Annotated in this window: 10 protein-coding genes and 1 tRNA gene; 10 read left to right on the top strand and 1 reads right to left on the bottom strand. The window is 70.5% G+C overall.

The window, feature by feature from the left end:
- The first annotated feature begins 53 nt into the window (after nt 1-53).
- The 8 genes from RWP81_RS09025 (at nt 54) to RWP81_RS08990 (ending at nt 7,416) form a co-directional block, all read left to right on the top strand.
- A complete protein-coding gene (locus tag RWP81_RS09025; protein WP_314455085.1) occupies nt 54-725 on the top strand; it encodes an O-methyltransferase in 672 nt (223 codons plus the stop codon).
- A gap of 197 nt (nt 726-922) precedes the next feature.
- Nucleotides 923-2,203, top strand: a complete 1,281-nt coding sequence (gene eno, locus RWP81_RS09020) for a phosphopyruvate hydratase (RefSeq protein ID WP_314455082.1) — start codon at nt 923-925, stop codon at nt 2,201-2,203.
- Nucleotides 2,204-2,428: 225 nt separating this feature from the next.
- Nucleotides 2,429-3,019: a septum formation initiator family protein gene (locus RWP81_RS09015; RefSeq protein WP_314455079.1), complete on the top strand. Its 591-nt coding sequence runs from the start codon at nt 2,429-2,431 to the stop codon at nt 3,017-3,019.
- 55 nt (nt 3,020-3,074) lie between these two features.
- On the top strand, nt 3,075-3,593 hold the full coding sequence (locus RWP81_RS09010) for a DUF501 domain-containing protein (RefSeq protein WP_314455076.1): 519 nt from the start codon (nt 3,075-3,077) through the stop codon (nt 3,591-3,593).
- Complete coding sequence (locus RWP81_RS09005) at nt 3,590-4,939, top strand: S8 family serine peptidase (RefSeq protein WP_314455073.1); 1,350 nt, start codon at nt 3,590-3,592, stop codon at nt 4,937-4,939. Before RWP81_RS09010 ends, RWP81_RS09005 begins: the two co-directional genes overlap by 4 nt.
- Entirely contained in the window at nt 4,936-6,336 is a 1,401-nt protein-coding gene (locus RWP81_RS09000; RefSeq protein ID WP_314455070.1) for an FAD-dependent oxidoreductase, read from the top strand. The genes RWP81_RS09005 and RWP81_RS09000 overlap by 4 nt, the downstream gene beginning before the upstream one ends.
- A 304-nt stretch (nt 6,337-6,640) precedes the next feature.
- Nucleotides 6,641-6,713, top strand: a tRNA-Leu gene (locus RWP81_RS08995).
- A gap of 133 nt (nt 6,714-6,846) precedes the next feature.
- The gene (locus RWP81_RS08990) at nt 6,847-7,416 is read left to right on the top strand and encodes a LemA family protein (protein ID WP_094734002.1); all 570 of its coding nucleotides are present in this window, start codon (nt 6,847-6,849) and stop codon (nt 7,414-7,416) included.
- Between the two features lie 36 nt (nt 7,417-7,452).
- Here the strand turns inward: RWP81_RS08990 and RWP81_RS08985 are convergent, their stop codons facing one another.
- The gene (locus RWP81_RS08985; RefSeq protein ID WP_314455064.1) at nt 7,453-8,694 is read right to left on the bottom strand and encodes a DNA glycosylase AlkZ-like family protein; all 1,242 of its coding nucleotides are present in this window, start codon (nt 8,692-8,694) and stop codon (nt 7,453-7,455) included.
- Between the two features lie 71 nt (nt 8,695-8,765).
- Between RWP81_RS08985 and RWP81_RS08980 the strand changes: the two genes are divergently transcribed.
- Nucleotides 8,766-9,956 carry an AI-2E family transporter gene (locus RWP81_RS08980; RefSeq protein ID WP_314455062.1) on the top strand — a complete coding sequence of 397 codons (1,191 nt, stop codon included), beginning with the start codon at nt 8,766-8,768 and terminating at the stop codon, nt 9,954-9,956.
- Nucleotides 9,953-11,182 carry a threonine ammonia-lyase gene (gene ilvA / locus RWP81_RS08975; protein WP_314455059.1) on the top strand — a complete coding sequence of 410 codons (1,230 nt, stop codon included), beginning with the start codon at nt 9,953-9,955 and terminating at the stop codon, nt 11,180-11,182. The genes RWP81_RS08980 and ilvA overlap by 4 nt, the downstream gene beginning before the upstream one ends.
- The last annotated feature ends 262 nt before the right edge of the window (nt 11,183-11,444 follow it).

Genomic DNA, 11,444 nt, shown 5'->3' with positions numbered 1-11,444 from the left:
CGTGCACCGTGCTCCCGGGCGTTGACCCGCGCCGCCCGCGCCGACAGGGTGGGATCGTGCCCACCCACGACGACGTCGACGCCTTCCTCACCGCCACCCTCGTCGGTGACGATCCGATGCTGGATGCCGCGCTGCGGGCGCAGCACGACGCCGGTCTCCCGGCGATCGAGGTGGCCCCCGTCAACGGGAAGTTCCTGCATCTGCTCGCCCGGATCGCCGGGGCGCGGAGGGTGCTCGAGATCGGCACCCTCGGCGGATACTCCACGATCTGGTTCGCCCGCGCCGTCGGCCCCGCCGGCCGCGTCGTGACGATCGAGGCCGAGCCGGACAACGCCGAGATCGCCCGCGCCAACCTCACGCGCGCCCGAGTCGCCGACCGCGTCGAGGTGCGGATCGGACGCGGGGCCGACGTGCTGCCCACCCTTGCCGGCGGCGACCCGTTCGACCTCGTCTTCATCGACGCCGACAAGGAGTCCAACACCCTGTACCTCGACTGGGCGGCGCGCCTGGGTCGGCGCGGAACCGTCGTCGTGCTCGACAACGTCGTGCGCGCGGGAGAGGTCGCCGACGCCGACACTCCCGACACGAAGGTCCGGGGCGCGCGCCGCGGCGTCGAGATGCTCGGCACCGACCCCCGCTTCGACGCCACCGCCCTGCAGACCCTCGACCGCAAAGGCTGGGACGGCATCGCGTTGGCGATCATCGTGGACACCGCCGCTGCCTGACCCGGTCGCGAGGTCCGTCAGCCGGTCGACGGAACGCTCCGCAACGGACGGCGGCATCGGCGGGTTCCGCCACCTCGCGTTCGCGGATCCGCGGCCGACCGGCATCGGTCCCCACGGCCGCCACCCCGTGTCACTAGACTCGACGACGGACCGACGACGTTCCGCCCTCTTTCCCCAGAACCAACGAGGAGTCCTTCGTGGCACTTATCGAGGCTGTCAACGCGCGCGAGATCCTGGATTCGCGCGGTAACCCGACCGTCGAGGTGGAGGTGCTCCTCGACGATGGAATCGTCCAGCGGGCGGCCGTCCCCTCCGGCGCGTCCACCGGCGCGTTCGAGGCCTACGAGCTGCGCGACGGCGACAAGAGCCGCTACAGCGGCAAGGGCGTGCTCAAGGCCGTCGCCGCCGTCGTCGACGAGCTCGGTCCCGCCATCGAGGGCGTCGAAGCCAGCGAGCAGCGCATCATCGACGAGATCCTGATCGAGACCGACGGCACCGAGAACAAGTCGCGCACCGGCGCCAACGCCATCCTCGGCGTCTCGCTCGCCGTCGCCAAGGCCGCCGCGGACAGCGCCGACCTGCCCCTGTTCCGCTACCTCGGCGGCCCCAACGCGCACCTTCTGCCCGTTCCCCTCTTCAACGTCATCAACGGTGGCGAGCACGCCGACAACGGCATCGACTTCCAGGAGTTCTTCCTGGCCCCCATCGGCGCCGACACCTACGGCGAGTCGCTGCGCTGGGGCACCGAGGTCTACCACGTCCTCAAGGGCGAGCTGAAGTCCGCGGGCTACAACACCGGCCTCGGCGACGAGGGTGGCTTCGCCCCCGACCTGCCCAGCAACCGCGAGGGCCTCGACTTCCTCATCCGCGCGATCGAGAAGGCAGGCTTCACCCCCGGCCAGGACATCGCCGTCGGCCTCGACGTTGCCGCGACCGAGTTCTTCAAGGACGGCGTCTACACCGTCGAGGGCAAGGAATGGAGCGTCGACACGCTCGTCGACTACTTCGCCGACCTCGTCGCGAACTTCCCGATCGTCACGATCGAAGACGCGCTCGCCGAAGACGACTGGGACGGCTGGAAGAAGCTGACGGATGCCATCGGCACCAAGGTGCAGCTCGTCGGCGACGACCTGTTCGTCACCAACCCCCAGCGTCTGCAGAAGGGCATCGACCTCGGTATCGCCAACTCGCTGCTCGTGAAGGTCAACCAGATCGGCACGCTGTCCGAGACGCTGGATGCCATCAACCTGGCCACCCGCTCGGGCTACACCTCGATGCTGTCGCACCGCTCGGGCGAGACCGAAGACACCACGATCGCTGATCTCGCCGTCGCGGTCAACGCCGGCCAGATCAAGACCGGCGCCCCCGCACGCAGCGAGCGCGTCGCGAAGTACAACCAGCTGCTCCGCATCGAAGAAGACCTCGGCGACGCCGCGGTCTTCGCGGGCCGTTCGGCGTTCCCCCGCTTCAAGGGCTGATCGTTCGATCCGAGGGAGGGGGAGCCGCGAGGCTTCCCCTCCCTCGTCGTTTCCCGGGGTCCGCGACCGCGTCCACCGGGCGATCATGATCCCGCCGACCCGGCCGATCACGGTGGCCCCGTCTGAGCGGATGCCGAGCCCCCGGCGCGTCCCCGGAGCGCCCCCGAGTCGCGACGTAGACTCGCGTGCGGCCTGACCGACAGTCCACGAAACGAAGGGAGGGGCGTGGAACGACCGACTCTGCCTCCCCGCCGTCCCGTGGCATCCGAGGCTCCGAAGGCGAAGAAGCGTGCGCCCGGCGCCGGGCCCGATCGTCTGCCGCGGCCGCCGGCTCCCGAACGCCGCGTCGACGTGCGCGACTGGCTCGGCCGAGTGCGCGTCTCGGGCTTCGTCGTCATCATGCTCGGGCTGGTCGTGCTGGGCACCTTCGTCCTCGTGCCCACGGTGGGGACGTACATGGACCAGCGCCAGCAGATCACGGCGCTCGAGAGCGCGGTGAAGATCAGCCAGTCCTCGGTCGAGGATCTGCAGATGCAGCGCGACCGGTGGTCGGACCCCGCCTACATCCGCACGCAGGCGCGCGAGCGCCTCGGCTATACCTTCCCGGGCGAGGTCGTTTACCTCATCGACAACGATCTGCCCGCTTCGGCGACGCCGCAGGAGCAGGACGACGTCAGCGGAGACGTGGGCCAGACGCGCACCGACTGGATGGCGCAGCTGGTGCGCTCGGTCACCGCGTCCGGCGCAGCGCAGGTCGCCGTGCCGACGATCGGCGTGCCCGATCCGACGCCCGCGCCCGACGCTCCTGCACCCTGACCGCATCCGTCTCGCCTTCCGACGCACGCCGGAGGGGCCGGGTACCCTGGGAGCGATGACTACCGCACCTCTTCCCCCCGCATCCGACGCCGACCTGGTCGTGCTGAAGGCGCAGCTCGGCCGCGTCCCCCGGGGAGTCATCGGAATCGCCGCCCGATGCGCGTGCGGTAACCCGACGGTGGTGGCGACCTCGCCCCGTCTCGACGACGGCAGCCCGTTCCCCACGTTCTACTACCTCACCCACCCGGCCGCGACCGCCGCGATGTCGGTGCTCGAAGCCGGGCACGTCATGAAGGAGTTCTCCGACGAGCTCGCCGAGAGCGAAGAGTTGCAGCAGCAGTACGAGGCGGCGCACCAGTCCTACCTCAGCGACCGCGCCGCCTACGGGGAGCCCGACGAGATCGCGGGGATCTCGGCCGGCGGCATGCCGACGCGCGTGAAGTGCCTGCACGCGCTCGCGGGGCACGCGCTGGCGGCCGGTCCGGGCGTGAACCCCATCGGCGACCGAGCCCTCGAGCGCGGTAGGTGGTCGCCCAAACGCTGCCAGTGCGAGAGCCCCGGGACCGGCGGATGAAGCGCGTCGCCGCCGCTGTGGCATCCGTCATCCTGGTGGCGGTGCTCACGGGCGCGACGGCGACACCCGTCCTGCCGGCGTCCACGGCGGCCCCGCAGCTGCCGGCCGGCCCGGTTGCCGAGGACCCGACGGACTCGGTGCGCGCGGCGGAGTACTGGCTCGACCAGTACGGCGTCCGCGAGGCGTGGAAGACCACGCGCGGAGCCGGGCAGAAGATCGCCATCATCGACACCGGCATCGGCCGCGGCCCGACGGAGTTCAGCGGTGCTGTCATCGGCGGCATCGACGTCTCGGGCGTCGGTTCCAGCGACGGGCGCACGCCCGTCGGCGCGGTGGACGCCAACCACGGCAGTTGGGTCGCCTCACTCGCCGCCGCCCGCGGCACCGGCAACGGCCGCGGCATGATCGGCGTCGCTCCCGAGGCCGAGCTGCTGTCGATCTCGGTCGGATTCGGCGCGACGACGTCGAAGCCGTTCACCGAGCAGATCGCCGAGGCCATGAAATGGGCCGTCGACAACGGCGCCACCGTCATCAACCTCTCGCTCACGACGAACACCCTGGACTGGGACCGTAGCTGGGACGAGGCGTTCGGGTACGCCTTCGACAAGAACGTCGTCGTCGTCGTGGCGGCCGGCAACCGGGGGAGCGGCACCGACCGCGTGGGCGCGCCCGCCACGATCCCCGGCGTCCTGGCCGTGGGCGGCGTCGACCCGAGCGGCGCCGCGAGCAACAGTGCGTCGACGCAGGGCATCACGATCGGCCTCTCGGCCCCCAGCGAGCGCCTGATCGGCGTCTCCGCCGACGGCAGCCTGGTGCAGTGGAACGGCACGAGCGGCGCGGCCCCCATCGTCGCGGGAATCGCCGCGCTGGTGCGCGCAGCCCACCCCGACCTCGACGCCGACAACGTCCTCAACCGCCTGATCCAGACGGCGAAGCCGGCCGCAGGGGCGTCGACCACTCCCGACAAGCTGTACGGCTACGGCCTGGTGGATGCCGCCCGCGCGGTGTCGTCGAGCCCGGTCGCGAGCGTGAGCGAGAACCCGCTGGGAAGCCTCACGGAATGGATCCGCCTCTACCGCCGAGCCGACGCCGAGCCTGCTCCCGAGCCCACCGCGAGCCCGGTCACCATCCCGCCGCTCCCACCCGTCGAATCGGCGCCGCAGGCGAGTTCGCCTCTGCTGCCATCGAGCGATAGCGTGCTCTACGGGTCGTTGCCGCTCGGTGCTGCCACGCTGGCCGCTATAATGATTGCGCTCGGCGTCAGTGCTGCTGCCCGGCGATCCCGACAGGCACGCACCTCCCGCGAGCCGAGCCGCATCACTAACGAGGAGTCCCTCCCATCGTGACCACTACCGTGCCCAGAATCCTCATCGTCGGTGGGGGCTATGCAGGTTTCTACACCGCGTGGAAGCTCGAGAAGCTCCTCGGTCGAGGCGAAGCCGAAGTCACGCTCGTCGACCCGCTGCCGTACATGACCTACCAGCCGTTCCTCCCCGAGGTCGCCGCGGGCGAGATCGAACCGCGCCACGTCGTCGTCGGCCTTCGCCGCCACCTCAAGCGCACCACGGTCATCGCGGGCAAGATCACGGGCATCTCGCACGCGACCAGGACCGCGACGATCACTCCGATCGCGGGCGACGAGACCTTCAAGCAGGCCTATGACCAGATCGTCGTGACCGCCGGTGCCGTCTCGCGGACCTTCCCGATCCCCGGTATCGCCGACAACGCCATCGGCCTCAAGACCATCGAGGAGGCCGTCGCCATCCGTGACCGCCTCACCTCGAACTTCGACAAGGCGTCGGTGCTCCCCGCCGGCCCCGAGCGCGACCGTCTGCTGACCGTCGTCGTCGTCGGCGGCGGCTTCGCCGGCATCGAGGTGTTCGCCGAACTGCGCGCCTACGCCTCGTCGCTGCTGAAGCAGTACCCCACGCTGACCTTCGACGACACGCACTTCCACCTCATCGAGGCGATGGGCCGCATCATGCCCGAGGTCTCGCAGAAGACGAGCGAGTGGGTGCTCGCCGACCTCGCGAAGAAGGGTGCATTCGTGCACCTCGACACCCAGGTAAAGGGTGCCGTCGACGGCATCGTCGAGCTGTCGACCGGTGAGAACCTGCCGACCGACCTCATCATCTGGACCGCCGGCGTCATGGCCAACCCCACCGTGGTGCGCGGCAGCGACCTGCCCGTCGAGGAACGCGGCCGCATCCGCACCCGTCCCGACCTGCGCGTCGGCACCGACGAAGACATCATCGAGGGCGCTTGGGCCGCCGGTGACGTCTCGGCCGTTCCCGACCTGTCGGGTGGCGGCGTCGGTGGCTTCTGCGTCCCCAACGCCCAGCACGCGGTGCGCCAGGGCAAGCTCATGGCGAAGAACATCGTGGCGGTCCTGCGCGGCGAGGAGCCCAAGCAGTACTTCCACAAGAACCTCGGTGCCGTTGCGGGTCTCGGCCTCTACAACGGCGCGTTCCAGTCGGGCAACATCGCTCTGACCGGCCTGATCGCCTGGTTCGCTCACCGCGGCTACCACGGACTGGCCATGCCCACGTGGGAGCGCAAGTTCCGCGTGGTCGGCGACTGGGTGCAGAACTTCCTGCACGGCCGTGAGGTCGTCAACCTCGAGGCCGTCCAGCAGCCCCGCGCCGCGTTCGAGGAGTTCGCCGCTCGCCCGCGTCCGGCAGCTCCCGCCGCGGACGCGCCCGCGCCGGCCGAGAAGAAGGCCGAGCCGGTCGCGGCGAAGTAATTCGTGATCTCGAGACCCCCGTGCCCGTTGGGTGCGGGGGTCTCGTCGTTTCCGGATGCCACGGGCCGACGTGCTCGAGCCGTCGTGCGGATGCCGTGGGCAACGCGCCGGGCGGTGGCATCCGGGGTCGGCGTGTCGAGGTTGCGGTCCGCGGGACGGCGCGTGGCGCGGTGTGCGGCGTGGCGGGGCCGTCGTGCGGATGCGTGGTCGACATGCCGGGCGGTGGCATCCGGGGTCGGTGTGTCCGGGTTGCGGTCCGCGGGACGGCGGGCGCGCGGTCGCCCCGCGATACGGTGGATGCCGGGCCCCCGTAGCCCAATGGCAGAGGCAGGCGACTTAAAATCGCTTCAGTGTGGGTTCGAGTCCCACCGGGGGTACGCGCCGATCCGGCCCGGCGGCAACGCGGACGAATCGATCCGGATCGCCTGGGAGTCCATAGCACCGCCCGGTCTCCACCCCACCCCGTAGTTACACTGAAGAGCAATCTCTCGAACGGAAGTGTGGGGACTTATGTGGGAGTGGCTCGTACCGGTCATTGTGATCGTCGGCATCCTGGTGATCGCGGGCATCTACCTCTGGGCCACCTACAACGCCCTCGTCGCGCTGAACGTGCGCGTCGACGAGGCGTGGAGCGACATCACGGTGCAGCTCAAGCGGCGCGCCGACCTGCTGCCCAACCTCATCGAGACGGTGAAGGGGTACGCGGCGCACGAGAAAGCCGTGTTCGAGAACGTCACGCGTGCCCGCGCCGAGACCCTGTCGGCGCAGAGCCCCGCTGAGGCCGGTGTCGCCGAAGGACACATGCAGCAGGCGCTGAAGTCGCTGTTCGCCGTGGCCGAGGCGTACCCGCAGCTGCAGGCGAGCCAGAACTTCTTGCAGCTGCAGCACTCGATCGTCGACACCGAAGACAAGATCCAGGCGTCGCGCCGGTTCTACAACGGCGGCGTCCGTGAACTGAACACCAAGATCAAGGTGTTCCCCAACAACCTGTTCGCGCGCCAGCTCGGCTTCCACGAACGCGAGTTCTTCGAGGTCATCGACGGCGCTGCGATCGCGGAACCTCCCCGCGTGCAGTTCTGACGAACACGCCCCCTCCGCTCCGGCGGAGGGGGCGTTTCAGTTCGACCGGCCGTCGGGGTGCTCGTGCCGCTCCGCCGCGAGCGCACCGGCGACGGCGTCCGCCGCGTCACCCCACCGCGACACGGTCACCTTCTCGAGACCCTGCCAACGCGCGGCCGCGAGGAGTTCTTCGGCGATACGCTCAGCGGCATCCGGGGGCGCTCCCGCCTCCCACCACGCGGACTGCACGCGCAAAGCGCTCGAGGCGCGGTCGGCCTTGAGGTCGAGTCGACCCACGACGTCGTCGCCGACGAGCAACGGCAGCGAGTAGTAGCCGAACCGACGCTGCGGCGCGGGGGTGTAGATCTCGATGCGGTAGTCGAAATCGAACAGTCGCTCCGCGCGGTCGCGGAACCACACCACCGGGTCGAAGGGCGTGAGGATCGCCGCGGCGTCGACCTTTCGCGGGCGGGCGGCGTCTCGGTGCAACCACGCCTTGGCGGGACGACCCGCGATCTGCCACCCCTCCACCTCGACCGGTATCAGTTCACCGGCGTCGACGAGATCGCGAATGCCGGCCAGCACCGCCGGCCGATCGCGGATACGCCAGTAGTCGGCCAGGTCGGACGCCGTCGCGACGCCGTAGGCGACGGCGGCGCGGCGCACGAGCTCGGTGATCGCCTCGGCGCGGGGCACCGTCGTCTCGAGCGCGGAGGCGGGCAGCACGTCGGCTGCCAGGGCGTAGCGCCGTTCGAACCCGCGTCGTCCGGCGATCGCCACGTCGCCGAACAACCACAACCGCTCGAGACCGTTCTTGGCGTCGTCCCAGCCCCACCATGCGCCGCGGGTGCCTTTGCGCGCATCGTGGTCGATCTCGGCCGGCCGTAGCGGCCCGCGCTCGGCAAGCTCGTCGCGGAGCCACTGCAGGAGGGGCTGATTCGCCTCCGCCCAGGCGTCGTGGCCGTACTTGCGGCGCAGGTCATCGCGTCGGAACTGCAGCAGCGGCCAGTCTTCGACCGAGACGAGGGATGCCACGTGCGCCCACGACTCGACCCAGGTCGGCCGGCGCGAGAACGCCAGTCTGTCGAGCAGCGCGGTGTCGTACGAGCCGAGGCGGGCGAACAGCGGCATGTAGTGGGAGCGGGCGAAGACGTTGACGGAGTCGATCTGCAGGATGCGCAGGCGTTGCAGCGCGGCGGTGATCTGGCGCGTGCCGACGGTCGTGGGACGCGGACGGGCGAAGCCCTGAGCAGCCAGAGCGATGCGACGCGCGTCGGCGCGACGGAGGGTCGTCGTCATGCCCCTCACGGTATCCCCGACCACCGACATCCCCCGCGAACGATGCGGGAGGGCGGCGGTAGGCTGGCGGGATGAGTGGCACCGATCCCGAACCGCGTGGATCGTTCCTCGACGCCCTCAAGAGGCGCACCGTCTCGAGCGACCTCCAGCCCCCGGTCCCGCCCGGGCTGCGTCAGGCCACCGCCTACGCGTGGCGCCTGCTCGTCATCGCGGCGGCTCTCGCCGTCGTCGTCTTCCTCGTCATCCAGCTGAAGCTCCTCGTCATCCCGCTGCTCGTGGCCATTCTCGTGACGGCGCTGGTGTGGCCGGGCTTCTCGTTCCTGCTGCGCCACCGCTGGCCGAAGTGGCTCGCGATCCTCGTGACGGTGCTGGGGACGATCGCCATCATCTCGGGACTGGTGTGGCTCGCCGTGTGGCAGATCACCCGCGAGTTCGGGTCGGTGCGGGAGCGCACCACCGAGGCGGTCGAGCAATTCCGCCTGTACCTCATCGACGGGCCGCTGCACCTCAGCGCCCAGCAAATCGACGATGGTCTGCGGCAGGCCGCAACCTTCCTGCAGCAGCAGGCTGAGGTGTTGTGGACCGGCGCCCTCGCCATCGGCACGACCCTGGGCCACGTGGCCACGGGGGTGCTGCTGACGCTGTTCATCCTGCTCTGCCTGCTCGCCGACGGCGGCGGCATCTGGCGCTGGACGACGCGGCTCTTCCCCCGCGTCGCCCGTCCCGCCGTCGACGGCGCCGGGCGTGCCGGCTGGCGCACCGTCAAGAGCTATGCCCGCACGCAACTGCTGGTCGCGACCATCGACGCGGTCGGCATCGGTCTCGGCGCTTTCCTGCTCGGCGTTCCGCTCTCCATCCCGATCGGCGTGCTCGTCTTCCTCGGCGCGTTCATCCCGTTCGTCGGGGCGGTCGCGACGGGTGCTCTCGCGGTGTTCATCGCGTTGGTCTACAACGGCCCGCTCATCGCCCTGTTCATGCTGATCGTCGTCCTGGGTGTGCAGCAGGTCGAGAGCCACATCCTGCAGCCGATCCTCATGGGCTCCGCCGTCAAGGTGCACCCGCTGGCCGTCGTGCTCGTCGTCGCCGGCGGCGCCATGATCGGCGGCATCGCCGGTGCCCTCTTCGCTGTGCCGCTGGCGGCGTTCGTCAACGTCGTCGCCGTCTACCTCGCGTCGAAGGCCTGGCAGCACGAGGGCGAAGCCCTGGCATCCCGAGATCTCATCTGGCAGACCGTCCCGCGTGAACGCGCAAGGAGACCATGAACGACACTCCCACCCTTGCCGAGTTCGAGGATGCCGCGCAGGCTCTGCGCGGCATCATCACGCGCACGCCCCTCGACGAATCGTTGCACCTCAGCGAGCTGCTCGGCGTGCCCGTCAACCTCAAGCTCGAGAACCTCCAGCGCACCGGGTCGTTCAAGATCCGCGGAGCCACCTACCGGCTGTCGCGCCTCACCGCCGAGGAGCGCGCTCGCGGTGTCGTCGCGGCGTCGGCGGGCAATCACGCCCAGGGTGTGGCCCTGGCAGCACAGCAGCTCGGCATCGCCGCGACGATCTTCATGCCGCTGGGCGTGCCCGTTCCGAAGCTCCTGGCCACGCGCGGATACGGGGCCGAGGTGATCCTCGAGGGGGCGACCGTCGAGACCCCCCTGCGCCTCGCCGCGGAGTTCGCCGAGCGCACGGGCGCCGTGCTGATCCACCCGTTCGACCACCGCGACATCATCGTGGGCCAGGGGACCCTCGGTCTCGAGCTCGTGGAGGACATGCCCGACCTCGAGACCGTCATCGTCGGCATCGGCGGGGGAGGGCTGGCCGCCGGTGTCGCGGCCGCCGTCAAAGCCCGCGCCGCCGCCGAGGGACGGCAGGTACGCATCATCGGCGTGCAGGCGCACAACTCCGCCGCCTATCCGTCGTCTCTGGCCGCCGGGTACCCGATGCAGGTTCCGACCACGCCCACCATCGCCGACGGCATCGCCGTCGCCCGTCCCGGCGACCTGCCGTTCGAGCTCATCCGCCAATACGTCGACGAGGTCGTCACCGTCACGGAGGACGACATCGCGCGGGCGCTCCTGGTGCTGCTGGAGCGTGCGAAGCAGGTCGTCGAGCCCGCCGGAGCCGTCGGCGTGGCCGCGATCCTCGCCGGCAAGGTCACGGCCAGCGGCCCCGCCGTCACGATCCTGTCGGGCGGAAACATCGACCCGCTCCTGCTGCAGCGGGTTGTGGCGCATGGCCTGTCGGCATCCGGTCGCTACATGTCGTTGCGCATCCCCCTACCCGACCGCCCCGGGCAGCTCGCCCGCGTGTCGGAGTTGCTCGCCGGCGTCGGCGCCAACGTGATCGAGGTGCTCCACACCCGCCACGGGCAGGGGCTGCAGATCAGCGAGGTCATCCTGCAGCTGAGCGTCGAGACGCGCGGCGCCGAGCACCGTGCGCTCGTCATCTCGACGCTGGAAGAGGCCGGGTTCGTCGCGACCGTCGTTCCCGACTGACCGCTCGGCGCAGCGTGGTCGTCGCGCCGCAGGGGTCGGCCTTGCGGGGCGCGTTTCGTGCAGCGGGGCGGCCGGCGCGGGTGTGCCGGGGCGCTGTTTGTGCAGTGGGGCGGCCGGTGCGCACCCCGGTGCACATCGGATGCCCCGGCGCGTCGAGAAGGGGACGCCGCTGCGCACACCGGTGCATAGGGGCGCGGTACGTGAGGTGGGGCGGCCGGAGCGCCGGTGCGCTGCTGGGGCGCTGTATGTGCAGTGGGGCGGT

Source organism: uncultured Microbacterium sp., assembly GCF_963521695.1.
Classification (GTDB): Bacteria; Actinomycetota; Actinomycetes; order Actinomycetales; family Microbacteriaceae; genus Microbacterium.
Note: the sequence above shows the minus strand (reverse complement) of the source record. Positions and strands in the feature narration are given on the sequence as shown.

Excerpts from the sequence above, each read along its gene's own strand:
- RWP81_RS09010 (WP_314455076.1), top strand. The coding sequence starts at position 3,075 with ATGACTACCGCACCTCTTCCCCCCGCATCCGACGCCGACCTGGTCGTG.
- RWP81_RS08985 (WP_314455064.1), bottom strand. The coding sequence starts at position 8,694 with ATGACGACGACCCTCCGTCGCGCCGACGCGCGTCGCATCGCTCTGGCT.
- RWP81_RS08990 (WP_094734002.1), top strand. The coding sequence starts at position 6,847 with ATGTGGGAGTGGCTCGTACCGGTCATTGTGATCGTCGGCATCCTGGTG.
- RWP81_RS08980 (WP_314455062.1), top strand. The coding sequence starts at position 8,766 with ATGAGTGGCACCGATCCCGAACCGCGTGGATCGTTCCTCGACGCCCTC.
- RWP81_RS09005 (WP_314455073.1), top strand. The coding sequence starts at position 3,590 with ATGAAGCGCGTCGCCGCCGCTGTGGCATCCGTCATCCTGGTGGCGGTG.
- ilvA (WP_314455059.1), top strand. The coding sequence starts at position 9,953 with ATGAACGACACTCCCACCCTTGCCGAGTTCGAGGATGCCGCGCAGGCT.